Annotated in this window: 23 protein-coding genes and 1 pseudogene; 12 read left to right on the top strand and 12 right to left on the bottom strand. The window is 59.2% G+C overall.

Going from position 1 to position 23186, the window contains the following annotated elements; translation table 11 throughout:
• Window positions 1-58 precede the first annotated feature (58 nt).
• The 10 genes from LAC81_RS34540 to LAC81_RS34495 form a co-directional block, all read right to left on the bottom strand.
• Window positions 59-1147: an ABC transporter ATP-binding protein gene (locus LAC81_RS34540; RefSeq protein WP_223729059.1), complete on the bottom strand. Its 1089-nt coding sequence runs from the start codon at window positions 1145-1147 to the stop codon at window positions 59-61.
• Window positions 1144-1947 (bottom strand): ABC transporter permease, encoded by an 804-nt coding sequence (locus LAC81_RS34535; RefSeq protein ID WP_223729058.1) that lies wholly within the window; start codon window positions 1945-1947, stop codon window positions 1144-1146. The genes LAC81_RS34540 and LAC81_RS34535 overlap by 4 nt, the downstream gene beginning before the upstream one ends.
• A gap of 15 nt (window positions 1948-1962) precedes the next feature.
• Entirely contained in the window at window positions 1963-2727 is a 765-nt protein-coding gene (locus LAC81_RS34530) for an ABC transporter permease (protein WP_223730411.1), read from the bottom strand.
• Between the two features lie 125 nt (window positions 2728-2852).
• The gene (locus LAC81_RS34525) at window positions 2853-3893 is read right to left on the bottom strand and encodes an ABC transporter substrate-binding protein (protein ID WP_223729057.1); all 1041 of its coding nucleotides are present in this window, start codon (window positions 3891-3893) and stop codon (window positions 2853-2855) included.
• Window positions 3894-4093: 200 nt separating this feature from the next.
• Window positions 4094-4357 (bottom strand): hypothetical protein, encoded by a 264-nt coding sequence (locus LAC81_RS34520; RefSeq protein ID WP_223729056.1) that lies wholly within the window; start codon window positions 4355-4357, stop codon window positions 4094-4096.
• Window positions 4358-4604: 247 nt separating this feature from the next.
• The gene (locus LAC81_RS34515; protein WP_223729055.1) at window positions 4605-5894 is read right to left on the bottom strand and encodes an amidohydrolase family protein; all 1290 of its coding nucleotides are present in this window, start codon (window positions 5892-5894) and stop codon (window positions 4605-4607) included.
• Window positions 5891-6832, bottom strand: coding sequence for an ABC transporter permease (locus tag LAC81_RS34510; protein WP_223729054.1), 942 nt, complete (start codon window positions 6830-6832; stop codon window positions 5891-5893). Before LAC81_RS34510 ends, LAC81_RS34515 begins: the two co-directional genes overlap by 4 nt.
• Window position 6833: 1 nt before the next feature.
• Window positions 6834-7883 carry an ABC transporter permease gene (locus LAC81_RS34505; protein ID WP_223729053.1) on the bottom strand — a complete coding sequence of 350 codons (1050 nt, stop codon included), beginning with the start codon at window positions 7881-7883 and terminating at the stop codon, window positions 6834-6836.
• The gene (locus tag LAC81_RS34500; RefSeq protein WP_223729052.1) at window positions 7873-9402 is read right to left on the bottom strand and encodes an ABC transporter ATP-binding protein; all 1530 of its coding nucleotides are present in this window, start codon (window positions 9400-9402) and stop codon (window positions 7873-7875) included. The genes LAC81_RS34505 and LAC81_RS34500 overlap by 11 nt, the downstream gene beginning before the upstream one ends.
• Window positions 9403-9521: 119 nt before the next feature.
• Window positions 9522-10547 (bottom strand): BMP family protein, encoded by a 1026-nt coding sequence (locus LAC81_RS34495; protein WP_223729051.1) that lies wholly within the window; start codon window positions 10545-10547, stop codon window positions 9522-9524.
• A gap of 522 nt (window positions 10548-11069) precedes the next feature.
• On the opposite strand from LAC81_RS34495, the pseudogene LAC81_RS34490 reads away from it, so the two are divergent.
• Window positions 11070-12223 (top strand): annotated as a pseudogene (locus LAC81_RS34490) (amidohydrolase).
• A gap of 118 nt (window positions 12224-12341) precedes the next feature.
• Entirely contained in the window at window positions 12342-12623 is a 282-nt protein-coding gene (locus tag LAC81_RS34485) for a hypothetical protein (RefSeq protein WP_223729050.1), read from the top strand.
• 205 nt (window positions 12624-12828) lie between these two features.
• Here the strand turns inward: LAC81_RS34485 and LAC81_RS34480 are convergent, their stop codons facing one another.
• Window positions 12829-13734, bottom strand: coding sequence for a nucleotidyltransferase and HEPN domain-containing protein (locus LAC81_RS34480; protein ID WP_223729049.1), 906 nt, complete (start codon window positions 13732-13734; stop codon window positions 12829-12831).
• Between the two features lie 150 nt (window positions 13735-13884).
• On the opposite strand from LAC81_RS34480, the gene LAC81_RS34475 reads away from it, so the two are divergent.
• From LAC81_RS34475 to LAC81_RS34465, 3 genes are all read left to right on the top strand, one after another.
• Window positions 13885-14844, top strand: a complete 960-nt coding sequence (locus tag LAC81_RS34475) for a LysR family transcriptional regulator (RefSeq protein WP_223729048.1) — start codon at window positions 13885-13887, stop codon at window positions 14842-14844.
• 203 nt (window positions 14845-15047) lie between these two features.
• Entirely contained in the window at window positions 15048-15752 is a 705-nt protein-coding gene (traR, locus tag LAC81_RS34470; protein ID WP_223729047.1) for an autoinducer-binding transcriptional regulator TraR, read from the top strand.
• Window positions 15753-15797: 45 nt separating this feature from the next.
• Window positions 15798-17327, top strand: coding sequence for a hypothetical protein (locus LAC81_RS34465; RefSeq protein WP_223729046.1), 1530 nt, complete (start codon window positions 15798-15800; stop codon window positions 17325-17327).
• Between the two features lie 264 nt (window positions 17328-17591).
• Here LAC81_RS34465 and LAC81_RS34460 read toward each other — a convergent pair whose 3' ends face one another.
• Window positions 17592-17960: a MarR family transcriptional regulator gene (locus LAC81_RS34460; RefSeq protein WP_223729045.1), complete on the bottom strand. Its 369-nt coding sequence runs from the start codon at window positions 17958-17960 to the stop codon at window positions 17592-17594.
• 95 nt (window positions 17961-18055) lie between these two features.
• Here LAC81_RS34460 and LAC81_RS34455 point away from each other — a divergent pair, with 95 nt between their 5' ends.
• The 7 genes from LAC81_RS34455 to LAC81_RS34425 are packed head-to-tail and all read left to right on the top strand — an operon-like array spanning window position 18056 to window position 23173.
• Window positions 18056-18577 carry a hypothetical protein gene (locus LAC81_RS34455; RefSeq protein ID WP_223729044.1) on the top strand — a complete coding sequence of 174 codons (522 nt, stop codon included), beginning with the start codon at window positions 18056-18058 and terminating at the stop codon, window positions 18575-18577.
• A gap of 1 nt (window position 18578) precedes the next feature.
• Window positions 18579-19250, top strand: a complete 672-nt coding sequence (locus tag LAC81_RS34450; protein ID WP_223729043.1) for a lytic transglycosylase domain-containing protein — start codon at window positions 18579-18581, stop codon at window positions 19248-19250.
• Window positions 19247-19546 (top strand): TrbC/VirB2 family protein, encoded by a 300-nt coding sequence (locus LAC81_RS34445; protein ID WP_223729042.1) that lies wholly within the window; start codon window positions 19247-19249, stop codon window positions 19544-19546. The genes LAC81_RS34450 and LAC81_RS34445 overlap by 4 nt, the downstream gene beginning before the upstream one ends.
• Window positions 19547-19550: 4 nt before the next feature.
• Entirely contained in the window at window positions 19551-19892 is a 342-nt protein-coding gene (locus tag LAC81_RS34440; protein WP_223729041.1) for a type IV secretion system protein VirB3, read from the top strand.
• Complete coding sequence (locus LAC81_RS34435) at window positions 19885-22266, top strand: VirB4 family type IV secretion/conjugal transfer ATPase (protein WP_223729040.1); 2382 nt, start codon at window positions 19885-19887, stop codon at window positions 22264-22266. The genes LAC81_RS34440 and LAC81_RS34435 overlap by 8 nt, the downstream gene beginning before the upstream one ends.
• Entirely contained in the window at window positions 22266-22964 is a 699-nt protein-coding gene (gene virB5 / locus LAC81_RS34430; RefSeq protein WP_223730410.1) for a P-type DNA transfer protein VirB5, read from the top strand. Before LAC81_RS34435 ends, virB5 begins: the two co-directional genes overlap by 1 nt.
• Window positions 22961-23173, top strand: a complete 213-nt coding sequence (locus LAC81_RS34425) for an EexN family lipoprotein (protein WP_223729039.1) — start codon at window positions 22961-22963, stop codon at window positions 23171-23173. The genes virB5 and LAC81_RS34425 overlap by 4 nt, the downstream gene beginning before the upstream one ends.
• Window positions 23174-23186 lie beyond the last annotated feature (13 nt).

The raw sequence follows: 23186 nt of genomic DNA, 5'->3' as shown, positions 1-23186 counted from the left end.
TAAATCGGTATTCCAATATCAATTCTTTCGCATTGATAATGGATGACAATGAATGTCACTATTGCTCCAGCAGTTGGACAGCGGAATGGGCGATGGCGAGCTCTACGCGGCAGCCGGCCGAGAGCTTCTCGATGCGGGTCGAGCGGATCATGGACTTCAAGGTGATCCCGCCATCGACGAGCATCCAGGCCTCGAGATAGGCGCCCAGATTGACGACCTTTTGGACGGTGCCTGTCAGGCGGTTTACAGGTTCGTCGAGGGCCCCTGCCGCATCTGCGAGCCTGACGGCCTCCGGTCTGATACAGCAGAAGCGCACATTATCAGGAGCGACGTCGTCTCCCAGCGGGGCTGTGAGCACAGCCTTTCCTGCGCCGAGGGATACCTTCAGGTTCCGATCGCTCCCGTTCTCTGCGGATGCCGGGAGAATATTGGACTTGCCGATGAAGTCCGCCACGAAAGAGGTCCTCGGGCGGGCGTAGATGTCCGCGGGCGCTCCTTCCTGCGCGACCACTCCGCCCTGCATGACGATAATCCGGTCGGACATGGCCATCGCCTCTTCCTGGTCATGTGTGACATAGATGAAGGTCATGCCGAGATCTTCCTGGATCTCTTTCAGTTCGACGCGCATCGCTTCCCGGAGCTTAAGGTCAAGGTTTGAGAGCGGTTCATCGAGAAGCAGCACCGACGGTGAGGGCGCAATCGCCCGAGCGACCGCGACCCGTTGCTGTTGCCCCCCCGAAAGTTCTTTCGGATACCGATCCTCAAAGCCCTCGAGATGGACACTTTTCAAGGCTCGTGAGACACCATCGGCGATTTCCTCCCGGGGCCGACCCTGCATCTTTAGGCCAAAGCCGACATTCTGGGCGACCGTCATATGCGGGAAGAGTGCGTAGTTCTGGAAGACGAGTCCGATTTTCCGAGCTTCGGGCGGGACGCCTTCCTGATCGCGGCCACGAATTCGGATCTGCCCGCTCGAGGGCGCTTCGAATCCGGCGATCATGTTCAGGGTCGTCGTCTTGCCACATCCGGACGGACCAAGAATGCTGACGAATTTTCCCTTCGGGATGGCAAGGCTGATATCGTCGACGATGCGGTTTGCACCAAACTGCTTGCTGACGGAAATGAGTTCGATATCGATGGTTGTCATTTGCTACCTCCGTGGAACTGGGCGGAGAAGCCGCCGATCTTTTCGAAAAGGATGATTACGCCAAGGATGAAGAGGAGTGACGCGACATTCACTGCCGCAAGCACCGGATCGAGGCTGTATTCGAGATGGTTGATGACGGTAATCGGAAGTGTCGTCTGACCGGGTCTGACCAGGAAGACGGAGAGCGGGATGTTATTGAAGGAAATGATGAAGGCGAAGGTCATCCCCGAGAAGAGGCCGGAGCGGATCAGCGGCAACAGCACGTATCGGATCCTCTGCGTGATACTGGCGCCCAGTACGCGTGCCGCGCGGTCCAGCCGCTTGTCGAAGCCGAACATCGCGGTGGCCGCCATACGCACGACGTAGGGCAACGTCAGAATGATGTGAGCCATTACAAGGCCGGGTGTCCCCAGCAGGTCGTAAAGTCCAACCGAGGACAGGAACAGGACGATCGCCACGCCCTTGACGATTTGCGGGACCGACATGGGTGACAAGAGGAACGCCATGATGGCGGTATGCCCCGGACATTTTGCGTAGGCGACGCTGTAAGCTCCAAGGACGCCTAGGAGTCCGCTAGCGAGCGATACGATGACGGCAAGTTCGACGCTGAGTAGTAACGGATCGAGCCAGCGGCTAGTCCATAGTGCCGCGTACCATTGCAAGGTCCATTCGCTCGGGATGAACGTCACGGCCGAAGTTGGACTGAAAGAGGCCGCAACGACGACCACCAGCGGAAGGGTGATAAAGGCAAGAATGGCGGCAAGCGCCATCCTGAACAGATATGTGAGCAGTCGGTTCATTGGAGCCTCCCGAGATTAAAGGTGAAGTTTTTGGTGGAGGCGCGACTCCAGCCTGGATCCGACGAAGCCGGCGGCCAGCATCAGGATGAGAAGAACGTTCGCCATGACCGCCGCGAAGGGCCAATCGAGATAGAACAGCACCTGCTCGTAGACCATTGTGGCCATGACTTTGAAGCCGGCGCCGCCAAGGAGGGCCGGGGTCGCATAAGCGCTTGCGGCCATGGTGAAGCCGATCAAGAAAGAGCTTACGATTCCCGGCACGGAGAGCGGCAGGATGATGTGCCGGATAGCAGCAAGTCGTGACGCGCCAAGAATTTGCGCCGATTTTTCCAGATTGGGGTTGATACTCTGCAGGCTCGTCAGAAGCGACAGCACGCCAAATGGCAGGATGACGTGAGTAAGCCCAACCACGACGCCGAGAAGGTTCTTCGATAAAGGCAAGGGCTCCGTGATCAATCCGGTCCACATCAGGGCGGAATTGATGAAGCCGCGATCTTCGAGAATGATGAGCCAGCCGTAGGTGCGAAGCACGACCCCCGCCAATTCCGGCGCAATGGCAAGTGCGAAGATGACCGTTCGCCAGCGCGATGTGGAGCGTGCCAGATAATAGGCGAGCGGATAGGCCAGGACGGTTACACAGAACGCAACGAGGCCCGACATCACGACGGTGCGGGCGAGGCCCGCAAGGACCAGATCGTTGCTGAAGAAGCGGCTGTAGCTCGCAAGTGTCGGGCTGCCCTCCGTTGGACTTTGAAAGCTGATCCCGATCATCATGCCCATTGGTATCGCGAAGAAGAACACCAGGACGAGCGACGGCGCGATCAGCGGCAGAAGTCCTTTGACAGGGGATCCGACGCGCGGGGGCTTTGTCGGAGTGGAGCAAATAATGACGGCCATGATCTACCTCACTTGGCCGCCGCGACGACATCACGTTCCCATCGTTCGCCCCAGGCGGAGAGCCGTGTTGCGACCGCCGCGAGATCGGGCAACAGAAGGGCCTTCAGATCGGCCTCGGTGGTGATTTGTTTGGCACGGATATCGGCGGGCACCTCGATGTCGATCCGGCCGCTGCCGACTTTGTAGCCGGTGACCCATGCCTCTTGGCTGGTCTTCTCGAGAAAGAAGTTGACGAACTTGAGAGCTGCGTCTCGGTTTGCCGCGTGCTTCGGCACGTTCAGGGTTGCCAGCAAGGGGATCGAACCCTCCCTCGGCAGGACATAGTCGACCGGCAAGCCGCTATCGACGAGAAGTTGCGCGCGCCCGTTCCAGAAGGGCATGGCCCAGACGTCGCCGTTCTTGATGTATGTTTCCATGACGGAGGATGACTGCTCAAAGCCGATCGACTGTCCGGCAAGCTTGGCCATAGCGGCAAAGCCGGGATCGACGTTCTCGAGCAGATCGCCACCATGGGCGACCGAGAAGATCTCCATCAGGTAGGCGGCCATCACGTTTTGGAAGGTCGGCAGGATGATCTTGCCCTTGAGGCCATCATCCAGAAGCGCGTTCCAGGAATTCGGACGCTCCGCCAGCTTGTCCGTCCGGTAAAGAAGCGAGAGATATTGCACTTCGTGAACCGCGCCACAGGGGCCAGCGACGCCGGCGATTACCGACGACAGATGCTCAAGATTGGGAACCTCCTCTGGAGAGAATTCCTCAAGCAGGCCCTCCTTGCATCCTTCGAGAGATTGAGAAGCGGTCATTACGACGACATCGAAACCGGGGCGCCCGTTGGTGGCCTTGATCTTGGCATAATCCTGTGAGGCCGAACCGACGGCGTCATAGATAACCTCGATCCCGAATTTGGCTTCGAAGGGCTCAATGATCCGCTCCCGGATGATGGTTTCGTACGGCCCGCCATAGCTGTTGACGATGAGCGTTTCGGCGTGGCCGTTGGCGGCCAAAACCATTGATACGATCGCAGGTGCGCACAGCGCAGTGTACCTCATGACGATCCCCTTTGTTGGTGTTGTCGGTTCGGTGACATTGCGCCCGCCAGTCTTGCGATTTCCAATATTGATTTCCCGGTATTGATACGGAATCCATATCAATCGTGTTGCATTCGCTGAGCTGGCGGGCGGCTTGCATCGGATTCGGTCTTGAAAGCCCCAAGCTCTATGAATCCGCGCTTGGGTTTATGCGCGCTGCCTCAGGCAGCCGCTTCGTCACCCGGCTGGCAGATTTCGTTGATCAGGTGTGGATCAGATTTCAGAGATTTGAAGATATGAAGCCAGAACCGGTAATGGCTTTCGCGATTGAGGTCCCTGGCCTCGAATGCGCGCTTGGCCGCGGCGGTCACGGCGTCGCAGCCGTAAAACTCCATTGCGAGTTCCACGGCCGCCGCCACCGCGACGTCATGTTGCGCATCCGCCTCGTTTGACGGTTCCAGTACAATCTTCAATGGCTTCGACATGGCGACTCTCCTTTGAGAGTCCGGCGGGGAAATGTGGCCGGACGGTCTCACAGCGAAGATCGCGTCGCCCGGAAACACACGGTGCCACTCATATCGAGCAGGTTGAATCCTATCTGATTTCCCGCTTTAGATGAAGCCAATTCTTCTCCGACATCGTTGTTCGACTTCTTGGACGCCTTGTGGGGCCAACACGGAAGGAATCCCGGCGGAGCTACTTTGACCGCTCGCCTGACGAACTATTCGTAACTCACGATTGCCGTGGCACGATGTGGCGGCGGTTGATGGTCGCGGGGCGGCCCTTGATGGACAGGGCTGTATCGCGCTTTTCGCGTTCGGCCACGACCTTGCCCTTCGCCACGACACAAAGCCGTTCGGCGCGCAGGCGCACCGCCTCGATGGGGTTGCCCGCATCGAGCACGACGAGACTTGCGGATTTGCCTACGGCTAGGCCGAGATGATCAAGTCCCATGATCTCGGCATTGATCTTGGTGACCATGTCGAAGCAGGTGCGCATGTCTGCGGGCGAGGACATCTGGGCGACGTGCAATCCCATGAAGGCGACGTCGAGCATATCGGCTGTACCGAGGGAATACCAGGGATCGAGCACGCAATCCTGACCCCAGCCGGTGCGGATGCCGGCCTTTAGCATGTCCGGCACTCGCGTGAGGCCACGGCGTTTAGGGTAGGTGTCGTGGCGTCCTTGCAGCATGATGTTTATGAGTGGATTGGGGATCACTGAGATGTCGGCTTCCGCAATCAGCGGCAGCAGCTTCGAGACATAGTAGTTATCCATCGAATGCATCGAGGTAAGGTGCGAGGCAGCCACCCGGCCTTGCAGGCCGAGCCTCTGGGTCTCATAGGCAAGCTGCTCGATATGGCGCGACAACGGGTCGTCGGTCTCGTCACAGTGCAAGTCGACCATCAAGCCGCGCTTGACCGCGATCTCGCAAAGTTCGGTAACGGAACGCGTGCCGTCGGACATGGTCCGCTCGAAATGCGGAATACCACCAACGATATCGACGCCCATGTCGAGGGCGCGGATGGTGTTTTCGCGCGCATTCGGCGAGCGATAGAACCCGTCCTGCGGGAAGGCGACAAGCTGGAGGTCGATGTAGGGCGCGATCTCCTTCTTGACCTCTAGCAGCGCTTCCACCGCAAGAAGGCGGTCGTCGCAGGTATCGACATGCGTGCGGATGGCGAGGAGGCCCATCGAGACCGCCCAGTCGCAATAAGCCAACGCCCGCTCCTTGACGGCTTCATGGGTCAGGAGCGGCTTGAGTTCGCCCCACAGCGCGATGCCTTCGAGCAGCGTACCCGAGGCATTGATACGTGGCAGGCCGTAGGACAGCGTTGCATCCATATGGAAATGGGGATCGACAAAGGGCTGACTGACGAGGTCGCCCGAGGCATCGATGACACGACCAGCCTGCGCGTCGATGCGTGGGTCGATCGCGGCGATTCTATCTCCCTTGATGCCGATGTCGGCGACGTTTCCATCGGGCAGCGTGCCCCCTTTTATGATCAGGTCGAAGCTCATCTTTCGCCTTTCTGGTACGGGATCATCAAAGCTCTGGGATATGCAGCACGACGTGCGACCAGGATCAGCGCCAAGATCGACAGCGCATAGGGCATCATCAGGAAAACCTGATAGGGCACGATGCCGCCGGATATCTGCTGCAGACGAACCTGATAGGCATCGAAGGCTGCGAAGAGGATGGCGCCGATCAGCGCCTTACCTGGCCGCCAGGAGCCGAAGACGACCAGTGCGATACAAATCCAACCGCGTCCATTGATCATCTGGAAGAAGAACGAGTTGAAAGCCGAGGTGGTGAGAAAGGCGCCGCCGACCGCCATCAGCGCGCTACCAACGACGACGGCGCCCATGCGAATGCCAGTGACCGAAATGCCCTGCGCTTCGACCGCTGACGGATTTTCGCCTGCGGCACGAACGGCGAGACCGATGGGCGTGCGATAGAGGATCCAGGCAACGGCGGCGACCGACATGAATGCGAGATAGGTCAGTGGTGTCTGAGTAAACAGTGCCTCGCCAACGACCGGAATGCTGGACAAGCCCGGGATCGGCAGGGGCTGGAACGGCTCGATTTTGGGCGGCGACGTCACCTCGGGCAGCGCAAGACGATAGATGAAGTAAGTAAGACTCGTGGCAAGCAGCGTAACACCGATGCCGACCACGTGTTGCGACAGGCCGAGTGGTACCGTGAGCGTGGCATGCAGCAGGCCGAACATGGCGCCGAAAAGGGCAGCGACCAGCAAGCCGGCCCAAAGATCGCCGCCAGAATATACGGTAAACCAGCCGGCGAAAGCGCCTGCCGTCATGATCCCCTCGATGCCGAGGTTAAGGACGCCGGCGCGCTCGCAGATCAACTCGCCCATGGTCGCGAAGATCAGCGGGGATGCTATGCGGATTGCGGCAACCCAAAAAGAGGCGGTGAAGAGGATTTCGAGCGCGTCCATGTCACCTCCACCTGATCCGGAATCGCGTCAGAAGGATCGCGACAACCATGGTCAGTAGCGAGGTCGCGACCATGACGTCGGCTATGTAACTCGGCACCTTGGCCGCTCGGCTCATGGCATCGGCGCCGACGAAGATGCCGGCGACGAAGATGGCCGAGGCGATGACACCGAGCGGATTCAGCATGGCCAGCATGGCGACGACGATGCCGGTGTAGCCGTAGCCCGGCGACAGGTCGAGCGTCAGGTTGCCCTTGAGCCCAGAGACTTCGGAAAAACCCGCAAGAGCGGCCAATCCCCCCGAAAGCAACGCCGTCTTCATCAGAGTGCGGTCGACCAGAATGCCAACAAAACGAGCGCCCTCGGGATTGAGGCCGACGGCGCGCATCTCGTAGCCGAGAACCGTCTTTTTCATAACGACCCAAATGAGGACGGCCGAAACGAGGGCGATGACGAAGCCATAGTGCAGGCGCTTGCCCTGGATAAGGCGCGGCAGTTGTGCTTCGGCTATGACCTTCTGCGATTGCGGCCAGCCGAGCCCCATCGGATCCTTGAGTATACCTTCGAGTAGCATGGATACGAACAGCAGGACGATGAAGTTGAGCAGCAACGTGGTGACCACCTCGTCGACGCCGAAACGCGTCTTCAGCACGGCTGGGCCGAGCAGAAGCAACGCGCCTGCGGCCATGACGGCGACCATGATTACCGGGATGAGAACGACCGAAGGCAGGGGTAGTGCGCCGGTTCCCAGCGCTACGGTGACGACGCCACCGATGTAGAGTTGGGCTTCTGCGCCGATGTTCCAGAGCTTTGCCCGAAAGGCGACGGCGATCGCCAAACCCGTGAAGATGAGTGGCGTCGCCCGGGTCAAGGTCTCCAAGAAGGCGAACTGTGAGCCGGCCGCCCCCTTCGCCACAAGATAGAAGACGGACAGTGGGGAAGCGCCGGCGGCGAGAACCAGTATCGACGTCAGCACCAGCGTGGTGCCTATGGCCGCCAGCGGAAACAGCAAGGTGATCGCCAAGGACGGCGCGGGTTTCGGTTCAAGCCGCATGATCACCGCGCTCCCCGCTGTGGCCTGCCATCAGTTCCCCCAGTTCCCGAATGCTGCGTTCGCCCCTTGCAGAGGGCGTGGAAAGGCGCCCCTTGAACATAACGAAGATGCGGTCGGACAATGCCAGGACTTCCTCGAGGTCTTCCGAAATGAGCAATATCGCGGCACCCCGATCTCGCGCTGAGAGCAGCATGCGGTGAACGTAGGCGACGGCGCCGACATCGAGGCCGCGTGTTGGCTGACTTGCCAGGATGACCGCCGGGTCGCCATCAAGGGCGCGGCCGAGGATGAGCTTCTGCATGTTGCCGCCTGAGAGTAGGCGTATGCGTGCTTCGGGCGAAGGGCATTTGACGTCGTAGTCGGCAATGAGTTTCTCGGCAAAGCGTCCGGCGGCCTTCCAGTTCAGGAAGCCCATGTGGCTGAACCGAGGGCTTCGGTAGCGTTCGGCGATGACATTCTCCGTCACGCTCATGTCGCCGATGCTGCCGACGGCGTGGCGGTCTTCCGGTACGCGGGCCACGCCATAGGCGAGCGCCGCGCGTGGCGACCAGTCGGAGACTTGCTGCCCTGCGATGGAAATGCTGCCGCCGGTTGGGCGCCGTGTGCCGGCGATGAGGGCAGCAAGGACAGCCTGACCGTTGCCGGCAACACCGGCAACGCCGGTGATTTCTCCGGCTGTAAGCGTGAGCGACACTTGGTCGAGCCCCGCGCCATTGTACGGCGTTGCGGAGACCTGTTCGAGTGCCAGCAGCGGTGCTCCCAGTCTCAGCGGGCTGACCTTCGCTGGCTTGACCTCCTGGCCTACCATGAGAGCTGCCAGTTCTTTGCGATCGGTCGTACCTGTTTCGCGCTCGCCGACGAGCTGGCCGGAACGCAGAACCAGCACGCGATCGCTGACAGCCATGACTTCATTTAATTTGTGAGAGATAAAGATTATCGACAGGCCCTTGGCGACGAGCAGCTTCAGCGTCCGGAACAGTACCTCAGTCTCGGCGGGGGTTAAAACGGCCGTCGGTTCGTCCAGGATCAGGATGCGGCCCTCGCGATAAAGGGCCTTCAGGATCTCGACGCGCTGACGTTCGCCGACCGAAAGGCTGGATATGGTAGCCGCGGGATCAACGGCGAGGCCAAAATCAGCGGACAATTGCGCGATGCGACGTCGCGCTGCGGCCCGGTCAAGCCGCAGGCGCCAAAGGCTCTGCGTACCAAGCGCGATGTTTTCCAGTACGGTCATGTTGTCGGCGAGGGTGAAGTGCTGGTGGACCATGCCAATGCCGGCGTCAATGGCTGCACGCGGATCTCCCGGTGGAAGCGGCTTGCCAAAGGCCTCGATAGTTCCCTCGTCGGCGACATAGTGGCCGAAGAGAATGTTCATCAGAGTCGTCTTGCCGGCACCGTTCTCCCCGAGAAGTGCGATGACTTCGCTCTGCTTGAGGTCGAAGGAAATGGCGTCGTTGGCCCTGAGCGGGCCGAAACGCTTGCTAATGCGAGAAAGACGAAGTGCGGGTTTGCTAGACACATCGGCGACCGGAGTTGTTGGGGGCTTCCCTTCCCGTCCAAGTAGAGAATGGTCGCTGAAGGCGAGGGGTAATTCCTCGTCCGGCACTGCCGACCACTCCGATGAACGCGAGGAAGTGGTTAGGTCGACTTCGGCTCGACGTCGTTGATCTCGACGGTAAACGAACCGTCCTTGATCATTTTTTCCTTCTGCGCGACCTTGGCCTTGATGGCATCCGGAACCTTGCTGTCGAAGGTGCCAAGAGGCGCCAGTGAACAGCCGCCGTTCTTCATGAAGGAATAGATGCCGTAGTCGTCAGCCTTGAACGCGCCTGCCTTCACTTCGCTGATCGCTTTGTCGAGTGTCGGTTCGAAATGCCACAGTGCGGAGGCGACAACGGTGTCCGGGTAGTCCGCCTGGGTATCGATAACATTGCCGATGGCCAACACCTTCTTCTCTTTGGCGGCGTCGGACACGCCGAAACGTTCGGCATAGAGCAAGTCCGCACCCCCATCGATCTGGGCGAATGCGGTCTCTTTGGCCTTTGGCGGATCGAACCATGAGCCGATGAAGGCTACCTGGAATTTGGTTTCCGGGGCCACTTCCTTCACGCCGGCCATGAATGCATTCATCAGCCGATTGACCTCTGGGATCGGATAGCCTCCCACCATGCCGATGTTCTTGGACTTGGTCATTGCGCCGGCGACGAGGCCGGATAGATAGGATGCGTCCTGGATATAGTTGTCGAAAACCGAGAAGTTCGGAACGGCGGCATCGGGCTTGAAGCTCGAGCCCATCAGGAAGGCGACATCCGGATAGTCTTTGGCCACCGCGCGGGCAGCATCCTCGACGCCGAATACCTCGCCCAGGATCAACTTGTGACCCGCCTCGCAATACTCACGCATGACGCGCTCGTAATCGTTGTTTGCGGTGTTTTCCGAATAGACATATTCGATGTCGCCGCGTTCCTTGGCTGCATTGGCCGCCTTGTGGATACGGCTGACCCACTGCTGCTCGACCGGAACGGTGTAGATGGCTGCCACCTTTATCGGGTCCGCAGCGAGCAGACGGCTCGGCAGACCGGCCGCTGCCACCACGGTGGAAGCGCCGGCAGCTTTGATCAGGGTTCTTCTGGAAATGGCAAAGTTGAAGGAATTGCTGCGCATTGAGTTCCCCTCTGATTGATTGCGCGTTTGGCGCGCGTCTTTTTTACCACTTGGTCAATGTAGGGGAAGTTGGAGGTCGCAGCAATTGGGTGTGGTGGGCCATTCAACCGGAAATGACGCGGCCGGAGTGACAAGCTCTAAGCAGCCTGGCGCAAGACGTCTCGTGTCCAATTCCGCGCAAAAAGGCAATTCAACTCCCCAGTTTTGGGGCTTCACTTACTTGAAGAAATCTCTGAAAGCCGTGCGTACTTTGGACGCTCTTTCCGGCAACCAGTTTCCTGACTGCAACTGGGGCGAAAAAGTTCCAGTGCGATCGGCGCCGCACTTGGGAAGAAGGCGCTGAAGTCCATGCGCTGCAGCCATGCCCCCGGAAGTCTTTCGCTCTTCTCTTTCGATAGCGGAGATGGTCTAAGATCATGGTTGGGAGACTTTTGAAGGGTCCAGGATCGTGCGTTGTCCAGACGTGTGAGCCGTAGCCGGAAACTGGACCTCCTATCCGGATAAAGAACCTGTGGGGCGCGAATGTTTCTGATCGACCGTGAACTTGAGGCGTTGACGGCCTTCAGGCGTGAGCTGCATCGGCGGCCGGAGGTCTCGGGCGAGGAGCGGGAGACGGCGGAGACGATCTTTGCTGCCTTGGCTGAGACGAAGCCAGATGCTGTCATCACCGGCCTTGGCGGGCACGGGGTGGCTGCGATCTATGAAGGGCCCGAGCCAGGGCCGACGGTGATAGTGCGCGCCGAACTCGACGGGCTGCCGATCGAGGAGATCTCGGACGTCGCGCACCGCTCGGAGATCACAGGCAAGGGGCATCTCTGCGGCCATGACGGGCACATGACGATCCTGATGGCGCTTGCCAAGGGACTGGGGCGCAAGCGGCCGGCGAAAGGCCGGGCTATCCTGATGTTCCAGCCGGCAGAGGAAAACGGCGCCGGGGCGGCAGCCGTGCTTGCCGACCCGAAATTTGCTGACATCAAGCCGGACCTGGTCCTGTCGCTGCATAATTTTCCGGGCATCGGCCTCGGCCATGCCGCACTTCGTTCCGGCCCGGTCAATTGCGCCTCGCGCGGCATGCGGATTTCGCTTTCGGGCAAGACGGCGCATGCCTCGACACCGAGGACGGCATCGCGCCGACCTTTGCCGTCGCGTTGCTGCTTTCCGGTCTGACGGCGCTCGGCAACAACGGGCCGCTTGATGAGAACTACACGCTGGTGACAGTTACGCATGCGCGGCTCGGCGAGGCGGCCTTCGGAATCAGCCCTGGCCATGCCGAGATCTGGGCGACGCTCAGGACGCTGACCGACGCGCGCATGGCCGATCTCGTGGCGCGCGCCGAGGCGCTGGTTGCGAAGGCGGCGGAGGCCGCGGGGCTGAAGGTTGCGATCGGCTATGAGGATGTGTTCCACCAGTGCAGCAATGCGGAGGTCGCCGTCGCCGCGCTCGCGCGCGCCATGGACGAGGAGGGCGTCAGCCATGACCGCCGCGAGGGCGTGCTGCCGATGAAGGGTTCGGAAGATTTCGGGCTTTTCGGGCGCGTGGCGCCTGCTGCGATGTTTTTCCTCGGCGCTGGCGAGAACCATGCGCGGCTGCACAATCCGGACTATGATTTCCCCGATGGCTTGATCGGCATCGGCGCCAAGGTTTTCATGCGGGCGATCCGCAACGAACTGGGATGAGGGCGGCGGAACGTCGCTTGCGTGACGGCCATTGTGACGGCACTTTCTGAAACTGCGCCGTTCCCGCTGGAGAGGCGTTTCACGCAGCGTCAGTATTTGCGCTGAGGAGGAGTAAGGGATGAAGCGTTTCAGCCTTCGTGTCGCGCTTTGCCTGGCGATGACCATGGCGGGACTGACGACTTCTCAAGCGGCGGACACGCCCATTGAAGATGCTGTTCCCGAACCGCGACCGACCGAGGATGCCAGCCTGCAGGACTTCATCAAGGCAAATCCGGATTGCTTGGAATTCACCGACCAATGCTCGCATTGTGTGGTCTTAAACGGCGTTGCTGAATGCTCGACGGCGGAGATTGCCTGCATAAAGCAGAGCAATCAGTGCACCAAGCGGATGGCTAAATGAGGCATTCTGCAACAACGAACGAAGACGTTTGTCAGGATCACCATCATTATGGCCGGCCCAATTTGGCGGGCATCGGCAATGTCAATGACGTCTGCCACACGGTCTAGCGCGTATTCAAGCGGTGCAACCTATTGATCACGCCGTACGCTCATTCTTAACCGCATGCCTTGCTGAGATGTAGGTGTGTGGAGTTACGCTGACGGAGTTACGCTGAGGCCCGCTCTAGCTCCTCCAGCCGCTCGTTACAGACCGTCTCAACAAGCCGGAGAAGATGCTCCGTCCGTTCGATAAGCCAGTCGAGCCCTTCCTCGGTGATATCAAAGTGCTTGGAGTAGCGGGCCTTCACATAGGCTTCGTTGAGAATGTTGTACCAGGCGGTAAAGCGGTGCTGGTCGCGGGGCCAAGCTTCGATAAGCCGCCGGTCGCGATCCTCAGCGAGGCCTCGGAGAAATTTGAGGTTGTGCGAAGGCGGACTATAGTTCGTAAGGACGAGCAGCAGCCCTGAATAGGCCTGCTCTATTGACTGATGCAGCAAAAACGCTGCTTCCTTGAGTCTCCTCCGGCTGACAAAAATCTCGGCGCCATCAGCAAACGTTTTGGCCTGGGGCAGGCGATCATCGAAGTGTTCTTTGGCAAACCGAAAAGCATCCGCCGGCGTCCGTGGACGCGGTTCTGCTAGTGGCCGATCGTCGAGTTCGTAAAGCGAGATGCCTTCGCGCACGATGTCGACGAAGAAATATTGTCCGTCCGCAAGGAAGTTGTTCACCTCCCGGGCGCCATGGACGATCAGCCCAACCGGCGTCGAGACGCTTTTGTCCCATATCAGCCGGTCGGTCGCCTTGTCCCAGTACTCCGGTTCGGCGAGCTTCTTCGAATTGACGATGACGAGGATGTCGTAGTCGGAGCGGTAACCCTTCATCGTATGCGGTTCATCGACCCACGTTCCGCGGGCGTAGGAACCGAACAGGATAATCTTCAGGATCCGGCCGCGCTTCTTGAAGTCGGCCGAACTTCCCTCGAGCGCATCGGCAAACTCCTCGTGAATGATCTCCACGGCGCGGGCAAGCTCGCGCTGCTTCTTTTCGGGAAGATGTTCGAGGCTCGTTTTCATATTCAACCGATAGGATAAAGACGACTCGCCGTCTACTACCGAAATTCATGGGCACTGGATTATAAAAAAACAGCATATTGATATAGGGTGGAAATTAATGAATGATCTACCGGCTTGTAGATTGATTGGCGCGGATACAGAGGACCGGGAATGGAACTCCGTCAGATGAGATGTTTTGCGACGCTGGCTGAGGAGCTTCATTTCGGCCGCGCCGCGGCAACGCTGTCTATGGCGCAACCTGCCCTCAGCTTGCAGATCCAGGCGCTGGAAAGGGAGCTTGGCGTGCAGCTTCTCATTCGCTCGACGCGCCGTGTTCAACTGACAAAACCCGGCGAAGTTTTTTACGAGCGGTGCATCAGTGTTCTGCGGGAAATTGAAAGCAGTTCAGCGATCGTCCGGGCGGTTGCAGGCAAGAATGTCGATCGGATCACGATTGGAACCATATACCCAGCGACCTTCGGTGTGCTGCCGCTCTTTCTAAGCAAGCTCGGCAAGCGATTTCCCGATATCCAGATTCACGTGAGCAGCGGTTCCACGGATGCAATCATCCGCGACCTGGAGAAGGGTCGTATCAACCTTGGCTTCATCCGGCCAGTCGAAAACATCGGATCGCTGCGTTGGCAGAGCATCGCCAACGAGCGATATCTTCTTGCGGTGCCCCTTGGCAGCCGGCTTGAGACGGCGGAAACTGTCACAATGAACGATCTGAAACGGGAGCGGATCATCTCCTTTTCCCGCTCAAATCTATCTTACACGGAAAAGTACTTCTTCGAGCAGTTCAGAAAATTTGGCCTTCTCGATCAGGTCGCCTGTAGTTGCGACGACACACTCTCCTTGGTTTCGCTGGTCGCGGCCGGGATTGGCGTGGGTTTCGTGCCGGAATGGACCAGGGATTTGCCCCACCAGTCGTTTCGCCTTCGGGAAGTGAAGGGGGTGGATTTCACGATCGGCATGGGGCTTGCCTGGAACAGGGAGGATCCGACCGCAAACCGTGAAGAGATTGTAGAGATTGCCCGCACGCTGGCAGCGGCATCAAAATCGCTTAAAGCTGTGGGCGACCATTCCGGAAGAAACAACACCAAGCGCCGTCTGCCGGCGCATAGCGAGTAGATAGGTAAGTGGCAACTTAGGCGGCCAGAGGTTGGCGACGGCGGTCCTCGGACCTTCATATTGAAGGCGAGTTGAGGCAGGAGCACAGCTCGCCGGCTGCTTCGCACGCCGGTCTATGGCTATTGGCCACCGACGAAAGGTCCAGAATGTTGCTGGGCCGGGCATTGCTTCAGTACGACGAGAGGGCAAAAAAGGAGGAGAAGGTGAAGAGCTGGTTTCAGAAGCTAACCGATGTTTCCACCGTGGCGCGCACCAAGGAGATGTTCAACGAAGCGCTCACCGAACTCGCTGAAGAACTCGGATTCGAGTATTACGCCTACCTTAATCTTCAACCCGTCGGAACGTTTGCTGTGTCGAATTACCATCCCGACTGGCAGGATTGGTATTTCTCAAAGGGCTTCAACGAGATTGACCCCGTGATCCACATTGCAAGGGCCACGATGAAAGCGTTCACTTGGTCTTCCGAAAATTCAAGGACAGTGAGATCGACGCGTGTTCGGCAGTTTTATTTGGATGCCGCCGGTTTCGGCATTCGGTCGGGCATCACCATTCCGGTCGCTACTGCGTTCAGACGTATGGCAATGCTGACAGTTGCCTCGCACCAGCCTTCCCTCTCGCTCAAACGGGATATCGATCCGGTTGCAGCCGCGACGGCGGTCGCTCAGCTTCATGTGCGGATCGAGCAGACAGAAATTGAACCCACAGCAAAGCCCAACATCGGCCTAACCGCCAAACAAGCGCTTATGCTCAAGTGGGCATCTGAGGGTAAGTCGATGAGTGTAATCGCCGACATCGAGAACATGACTTACTGGAACGTCAATTTTCACATGAATAATGCGTGCAGGAAGCTCAATGCCTACTCGCTTCCGCAGGCGACGGCGCTGGCGACGAAGCTAAAGCTGATTTGAAACCAACGCATCGTCGGCGAGAAGTCAATTCTCCGGGGAGTACGGATGAAGCAGGCGGAGAACAAGCGCGCGGAGCAAATACGGACGATTTCGCGTGAACGGCTCGAGGCGTTTGTGCTCGAACACGCCGAGAGAGACGAGGACTTTGCCCTTTGGCTCGATACCAGGTTCGCGGTTTCGGTGGCTGATGAGGCGAGCACGCTGCTCGACCCTGTGCCGTTTCGTCGTCGCGCCGAAGCGCTCTTCTCTGAGAGCGGTTCCGTGCGCCATCGGCACGGTTGGGATAAATCTGCGGCTATCGATGAGGCGGCGCTCGAACAACTGATCGATGAGGCTGAACCCTTTCTTGCCGAGGGGCGCGCCGCCGATGCATTAGCGATCTTGAAGCCCGTGGCCTCAGGGTTGACCGCATACTGGCCGGAGAACGCCGATTGGGACGAAACCCTGCACGAGTTCTTTCCTCGGCTTGATAAACTGATCGCTCAAGCCGCGCTCATGGATGAAATCTCAGCGGAGGAGCGCGATGACCTCGCCGACGAATTGACCGGCTGGCAGGGCGAACTCGCTGAATTTGGCGCCGATGATGCCTTTTCTACCGCCATTGCAGCTTGCATGCAGGGTTGGGACGAGCCAGGCCTTCGTGCGACGCCCGCAGGGCTTGGGCAGAGCTGGCCGCCTGGGGGAGGTAGTGATCCGCTCGATGACGATCTGACGCGGGCGAGACTTGCCGCGCTCGAAGCTATGGGACGTAGTGAGCATTTCCTCAACCTTTCCCGTGCCGCGGGGTTCCATTGCGACCATGCTGTGAAGCTTGCGCAGGCGGGGCGTGTCGACGAGGCGGTCGCGCTAGCCCATGTGCGGCTGAAATCGCATGGTGACCTCTTGCGGCTTGCCGAACCCGTCGCTGCTGTCGGCCACTTCGAAACGGCGATCGACCTCGGTGCATGGGGCCTGTCGCGAGCGGGGCTCGGCGAAGGTGAAGAAAATTGGCGTCACAGGACGGGCAGGGCATTGCTGGCACGTTGGCTGCGCCAGGCGGCGCATGAGGCGGGCAACCGGGATATGATGCTCAGGGCAGCGCGCGTAGCCTTCGAAGAGAGCCTTGCACGTGACGATTTCCGCATGGCAGAGAAACTTGCCACTCCGTTGGACTGGCCGAAATTGCGCGAGATGCTGCTCGCGGCGCTGATGGCGGCACCTTACGCCCATGAGCGGATCGAAATCCTGCTCGACGAGGACTTGGTCGCCGAGGCCGTTGCTGGCATTAACCTGGATGAAACCCGTTTCTTCAGTTCGCGTGACCAGACGCTGGCTCGGCTTGCTGAAAGGGCATTGGTGGGTCACCCCGATTGGGCGATTGTCCTTGCATGCCGCATGGCCGATCCGATCATGTCTGAAGGAAGATCAAGTCGCTACGAGAGGGCCGCGCAGTGGCTCGGCGTTGCCGCGCGCGCCCATAAGGTTTGCGGACGGTCCGACGAGTGGCTTGCGCACCTTGATGGGCTCGTCGAGCAGCACCGGCGCAAGCACAAACTGCGACCGCTACTGGAAGCGCTGCGGCGTACGGCCAGGTGAAGAGTGCATCCCCTCTTTGGCAATCTGCTTCAGTAAGTGAATATCGCGGTGCAGGCTTTCGTCCAGCGACCGCGAAAAGCAGATCTGGCAGGGCGATTTGAAGTCTAGGGGCCAAACTACGCCCTCTTGGGTGCCACGAAGCTTCTCGAAGAAGTCCGGTGCATACGCGAATTGACGGTGCTTACGCCCTTCGAGTGGTCAGAGACCAAGGCTTGCCCCGACTATCCCCACGCCGCTGCCGTTGTTAGTGTCGCAAAAAATCCACTACGTTTCAGGTTTTCGCTGCTCCGGGCTTAATCTTAGGCGATCGAAAACGTCCGGGCAGAACTCAAACTGCCTCGCAGTTCCTCGTCCCATCGAGTTCTTCACAATCGTTTCGGTCAAGATGCCTCGCTCAATGAGAGGATCAATCGACTCGGCCACCGCATTGCGTGTCAGCCCGGTAATTTGGCATATATTTGAAAGCGTTAGCTTCTCGTGGTTTTGATGCATCATATAGAGCACCGTCATCATCCCGACCTGCTTCAAACGCGATTGCGGCGTTTCTCCCTCAACCGGTTTGTCGAAAACTTCTTGCAAAGCGTAGGCCGAAAACAGCTGGCTCTGCCAATGAGCATTGAGTGCGCTTGTCATTTTTTAAACTGTCATATATATGATTGTAAAACGCGTCGCGAAATTGCGCCGCTTGTTAGGATTGCACTCTATCGGGTCAGTGAAGGGTGGTGGTCATGAATATGTCTCTTACACGGGCATTGGTCGCTGCAGCCAGTCTAGCGCCATTCTGTCTTGTTTTCGACAGTAAAGCGCGAGCGGCTGAATGGGGTTGCCAAGTTATCCTGTGCCTATCCAATCCGAACGGTCCGACGCAATATGCGGAGTGCCGGCCCCCAATCCACAAGCTCTGGCGCGCGCTTGCAAAAGGGCGCTCGTTTCCCACCTGCAGCGGCATTGGGTTCCAGGCCTCGCGTCCCCGATTTGACCCCTATTACTGCAATGACGGTTATCGCCTGGCAACGCGGTATGGAGATCGCGGGCTCGAAGCGAACTGTGTCTCGACCACGCCCCAGCCTGTCTCGAACGCTGAATGCTATTCCAACGATGGTCGGGTCACCTCGTCGGCAGCGTGGCGGCAGAGAGACGGCCGGACGCGGTGCCAACGCTATGTGACGACGCGACCGAACGTCCGACCGCAACCCCATTACATCGACGTGACCATTGACGGTGTTGGCAAGCAACGAGTGTGGTACTGACATGCCTGTTGCCTTCCTCGAACTGGCGCAAACGTGCGCGCCCATGGTTGCAGCCGAGACACTCGCCGCCATTGTCACCCTTGAAAGCCGGCTCGAACCCTTCGCCATCCGGTTCAACAGCGGCGCACCGCTTTCGGAGCAGCCCACTACCAAGGTGGAGGCGATCGAAATCGCCACGTCATTGGTAGCCGGTCGGCAGGACATCCAGCTCGGTCTCGGCGGCATCGGCATGGAAGAACTCCGGACGCTGAAGCTCTCGATTTCTGACGCCTTCGACCCATGCCTCAACGTTCGCGCCACGGCGACGCTGCTGGACGGATATTACCGGCTGGCGGTGAGAGCCGGGGCGGACCCGACCCGGGCCGAACAGGTGATGCTGCAGTCCTACTACGGACGAGGCGATCCCTCCATCGGCACAATGGTCAAGTACGACGAGCAGGTCCGACGCGAAAGAAGCCGGCTCGCCAGAACCATCACGACTCTCATGATCGGAGATGGCGGGCAGGAGAGGGGGCGGATTGAAGCGCCTCTTGTCCAGGCGATCGTCGATGCCCGCAAGGACGAGGCCCAAGCTAATCAAACGGTGTCGGTGCCGCCTTGGGATGTTTTCAGTGCGAGACGGAGGTCCTCCGTCCTCGTGTTTCAGAACAGCCAAATGGAGCAAAGTGAATGACCATCAGTTCCCGTATCCGACCGAACGCCGCATCCGCTGTCATGGCAGCGGTCATTGTGGCAACCATGGTCGAGCCCGCCTTCGCACAGGCCGCCGGCATCGAGACCGTGCTGCAAAACATCGTCGACATGCTGACCGGCAACATCGCCAAATTGCTCGCCGTCATCGCGGTGATTGTGATCTGCATTGCCTGGATGTTCGGCTACATGGATCTGAGGCGCGCAGGGTTCTGGATCATCGGCATCGGCGGCATCTTCGGCGCTACCGAACTCGTGAACACCATCGTCGGAAGCTGACCCCATGGCGAGTTCGCGGCCAATCCTTGAGGAAGACACGCTGTTCATCGCCTGCACTCGGCCGGCGATGATCGCTGGCGTGACGATGGAAGCCATGGGCGTGAATATTATGCTGACGACCACTCTCTACATCGTCACAGGCTCGGTCGCCTATGCGCTCGTCGGCGTCGTCTTCCATCTGCTGTTCAGCGCACTCGTCAAACACGACCACAACATGTTCCGCATCTTGCTGGCCTGGGTGGAGACACGCGGCCGGTCCCGCAACAGCGGCTATTGGGGCGGAGCGACGCTTGCACCGCTAAAGCTCGCCCGCAAATACGACGAAAGGGACCTCGGACTTGCCTAACCTCGCCACACTCAGATCTCGCGAACTCGGTCCTGAGACCTTCATCCCCTACGTCCGCCACGTCGACGAGTCGACAATCGCGCTCGATTCCCGGGCACTGATGGTGATGATCGCGCTAGAGGGGGTCTCCTTCGAGACGGCGGACGTCCTCGACCTGAATGCTCTCCATCGCGACCTCAACACGCTCTATCGGAACATCGCAGACGAGCGGCTCGCCTTGTGGACCCATCTTATTCGCCGCCGGAATGGCGACTATCCCGTGGGCACTTTCGCGACCGCCTTCTCTACCGCGCTGAACGACAAATACCGCGAGCGCATGGTGGGCGAGGATCTGTTCCGCAACGATCTCTATCTTACGATCCATTGGTCTCCGGCACGCGACCCGGCCGACAAGGCAGCCGCGCTCTTGTCGCGCCTGCGGCGGTCCCATCGGGCGGGTGTCGAACTGGATGAGGAGGCACTCAAGCAGCTTCGAGACAAGGTCTGCGACGTCACGGCGGCGTTGAAACGCTTCGATCCCCGCGTCCTATCGCTCTACGAGCATGAGGGCCTGATCTTCTCGGAGCCGAGCGAGGTGCTGCACCAGCTCGTCGGCGGCCGGCGAGAGCCGGTTCCACTGACGGAGGGGCGCATCGCCTCGGTCATCTACTCCGACCGGGTCATCTTCGGCCGCGAGACGATCGAGATTCGCCACGAGGCCGAAAGTCGCTTTGCCGGCATGCTGAGTTTCAAGGAATATCCGGCCCGCACCCGGACCGGCATGCTGGACAGCGTGCTCACCAGTCCTTTCGAAGTTGTTCTGGCGCAATCCTTCTCCTTCGTGTCGAAGGCGGACGCCCGCGTCATCATGGGCCGCAAGCAGAACCAGATGGTCAGCAGCGGCGACAAGGCGTTCTCGCAGATCGAGGAGCTCGACGAAGCGATGGACGGTCTGGAGTCCAATCGGTTCGTACTTGGCGAACACCACCTGACGCTTGCCGTCTTTGCTCGGTCGGTGAAGGAACTGACCGACAATCTCGCCAAGGCACGCGCCAGTCTGACCAGTGGTGGCGCAGTTCTTGCGCGTGAGGATCTCGGCCTTGAGGCTGCCTGGTGGGCGCAGTTGCCAGGCAACTTTCGCTATCGCGCCCGGTCTGGCGCGATCACGTCCCGCAACTTCGCGGCGCTCGCGCCATTTCACTCCTACCCGATCGGTCAGAAGGACAGCAATGAATGGGGACCCGCCGTCGCCCTTCTCAAGACGGCGTCGGGGTCACCGTACTACTTCAATTTTCATTATGGCGACCTCGGCAACACCTTCGTCTGCGGACCGTCCGGTACCGGCAAAACCGTGCTTTTGAACTTCATGCTGTCGCAGCTGGAGAAGCATGACCCTCATGTGGTGTTCTTCGACAAGGACAGGGGAGCCGATCTCTACGTGCGCGCCGCCGGCGGCACCTATCTGTCGCTCAAGAATGGTGTCCCGACCGGCTGCGCTCCCCTGAAGGCACTTGAACTGACGCCGGAGAACAAGGTGTTCCTCACGCGCTGGGTCGGCAGGCTTGTCGGCTCGGCGATACGGGAAATTACTGTGACCGAACTCCGCGACATCGCCTCCGCAATTGATGGCCTTGCCGACTTGCCGGTCGAGCGTCGCACAATTGGCGCGCTGAGGACCTTCTTGAACAACACTGATCCGGAAGGGATCGCGGCTCGGTTGCGTCGTTGGGAAAGAGGAGGTCCGCTTGGTTGGGTCTTCGATAACATCGTTGATCACATTGGCATCGACGATTTCGGCGCCAGCGGCAAGTTCGTCGGCTATGACATGACCGACTTCCTCGATAACGAAGAAATCCGCACGCCCCTGATGGCCTATCTCTTCCATCGAGTCGAGCAACTGATCGATGGCAGGCGCATCATCATCGTCATCGATGAGTTCTGGAAAGCACTTCAGGACGAAGGGTTTCGCGACCTTGCCCAGAACAAGCTCAAGACGATCCGTAAGCAGAACGGCCTCATGCTTTTTGCTACCCAAAGTCCTCGCGATGCGATCGTATCACCGATCGCACACACGATCATCGAGCAATGCCCGACGCAGATCTTCCTCCCGAATGCTCGCGGCAACCACGCCGACTATGTCGACGGCTTCAAACTCACCGAGCGAGAATTCGAACTCATCGCACGCGAGCTCTCCGTTGAGAGCCGCCGATTCATATTGAAGCAAGGGCATAACAGCGTCGTCGCCGAACTGAACCTCGCCGGTTTCGACGATGAGCTCGCCATCCTCTCCGGCCGTACCGCGAATGTCGAACTCGCCGATGCCATCCGCGCAGAAGTTGGCGACCGGCTTGCGGATTGGCTTCCGATTTTTCAGCAAAGAAGGAGTATGAGCTAATGACATTCAATCGAATTCACGGCGCGGCGATAGCCGCCGCGCTCATCCTTTCCGACGGCACGGCAGCCGGACAAGGAATCCCGGTGATCGACCGAACCGCGATCGCCAAGCACCTTGAGAGCATTGCGCAACTGAAAGCCCAGCTCGATGCGCTCAACCAGCAGATCGAGCAGGCGCAGAAGCTCTACGGCTCGCTCAACAAGATCACCGACATGGCGGACGTTGCCGCCGTCTTGAACGATCCTGCCGTCCGAAAGGCACTGCCTCAGGATTTTGACGCCATCGAGGGGCTATTCAAGGGCAATGGCACGGGCGTGTTCGGTGATACGGCCTCAAAATTCCTTGACGGGAATTCGGCCTATCGGACCAACGCAGATGACTTTTACGCGCAGGAACTTTCGCGCATCCAGAACAAGAATGCCGGGCAGATGAGCCTAGCGCAGCATATCTACGACGCAGCGGCTAAGCGCGTTGGGGGCATTGACCAACTGCGAGAGAAGATTTCGACGGCGGGTGACGCCAAGGACATTGCCGACCTTCAGGCGCGACTTCAGGCTGAAACGGCCTTCCTCCAGACTGATATACTGCGCATGGAGGCCCTGCGGATGGTGCAGCAGGCCCAGGCCCAGCTTGACGAGCAGCGCAAGGCGGAAGATTGGCGCCGACGCTTGGACGCAATGGGGGCGGCACTGCAATGAAGAGGTATGTCGTTCTTTTCGCTGCCCTATTGGTCAGCTGCTCCGAGCAAGCCGAGCGAACCTACACCGTCGATGAACTCCTTGCAGATGAGTCTCTGCTATCCGAAATCATCGCGACGTGCCGCAACAACCCTGGTGAATTAGGCAATACGCCGAATTGCCAAAACGCTGCGGCCGCAGACTTCAAGGCCCGTCTTAAACGGATGTGAAGGGCACTTGGAG

It is taken from the genome of Ensifer adhaerens (assembly GCF_020035535.1).
Classification (GTDB): Bacteria; Pseudomonadota; Alphaproteobacteria; order Rhizobiales; family Rhizobiaceae; genus Ensifer.
This window is presented reverse-complemented; position numbering and strand designations above follow the sequence as displayed.

Coding starts and splice junctions, on each gene's coding strand:
- LAC81_RS34530 (WP_223730411.1), bottom strand. CDS start 2,727: ATGGGCATGATGATCGGGATCAGCTTTCAAAGTCCAACGGAGGGCAGC.
- LAC81_RS34510 (WP_223729054.1), bottom strand. CDS start 6,832: ATGGACGCGCTCGAAATCCTCTTCACCGCCTCTTTTTGGGTTGCCGCA.
- LAC81_RS34465 (WP_223729046.1), top strand. CDS start 15,798: ATGAAGCAGGCGGAGAACAAGCGCGCGGAGCAAATACGGACGATTTCG.
- virB5 (WP_223730410.1), top strand. CDS start 22,266: ATGACATTCAATCGAATTCACGGCGCGGCGATAGCCGCCGCGCTCATC.
- LAC81_RS34515 (WP_223729055.1), bottom strand. CDS start 5,894: ATGAGCTTCGACCTGATCATAAAAGGGGGCACGCTGCCCGATGGAAAC.
- LAC81_RS34485 (WP_223729050.1), top strand. CDS start 12,342: ATGAAGCGTTTCAGCCTTCGTGTCGCGCTTTGCCTGGCGATGACCATG.
- LAC81_RS34425 (WP_223729039.1), top strand. CDS start 22,961: ATGAAGAGGTATGTCGTTCTTTTCGCTGCCCTATTGGTCAGCTGCTCC.
- LAC81_RS34440 (WP_223729041.1), top strand. CDS start 19,551: ATGGCGAGTTCGCGGCCAATCCTTGAGGAAGACACGCTGTTCATCGCC.
- LAC81_RS34460 (WP_223729045.1), bottom strand. CDS start 17,960: ATGACAAGCGCACTCAATGCTCATTGGCAGAGCCAGCTGTTTTCGGCC.
- LAC81_RS34455 (WP_223729044.1), top strand. CDS start 18,056: ATGAATATGTCTCTTACACGGGCATTGGTCGCTGCAGCCAGTCTAGCG.
- LAC81_RS34445 (WP_223729042.1), top strand. CDS start 19,247: ATGACCATCAGTTCCCGTATCCGACCGAACGCCGCATCCGCTGTCATG.
- LAC81_RS34495 (WP_223729051.1), bottom strand. CDS start 10,547: ATGCGCAGCAATTCCTTCAACTTTGCCATTTCCAGAAGAACCCTGATC.
- LAC81_RS34480 (WP_223729049.1), bottom strand. CDS start 13,734: ATGAAAACGAGCCTCGAACATCTTCCCGAAAAGAAGCAGCGCGAGCTT.
- LAC81_RS34525 (WP_223729057.1), bottom strand. CDS start 3,893: ATGAGGTACACTGCGCTGTGCGCACCTGCGATCGTATCAATGGTTTTG.
- LAC81_RS34535 (WP_223729058.1), bottom strand. CDS start 1,947: ATGAACCGACTGCTCACATATCTGTTCAGGATGGCGCTTGCCGCCATT.
- LAC81_RS34475 (WP_223729048.1), top strand. CDS start 13,885: ATGGAACTCCGTCAGATGAGATGTTTTGCGACGCTGGCTGAGGAGCTT.
- LAC81_RS34450 (WP_223729043.1), top strand. CDS start 18,579: ATGCCTGTTGCCTTCCTCGAACTGGCGCAAACGTGCGCGCCCATGGTT.
- LAC81_RS34520 (WP_223729056.1), bottom strand. CDS start 4,357: ATGTCGAAGCCATTGAAGATTGTACTGGAACCGTCAAACGAGGCGGAT.
- LAC81_RS34505 (WP_223729053.1), bottom strand. CDS start 7,883: ATGCGGCTTGAACCGAAACCCGCGCCGTCCTTGGCGATCACCTTGCTG.
- LAC81_RS34540 (WP_223729059.1), bottom strand. CDS start 1,147: ATGACAACCATCGATATCGAACTCATTTCCGTCAGCAAGCAGTTTGGT.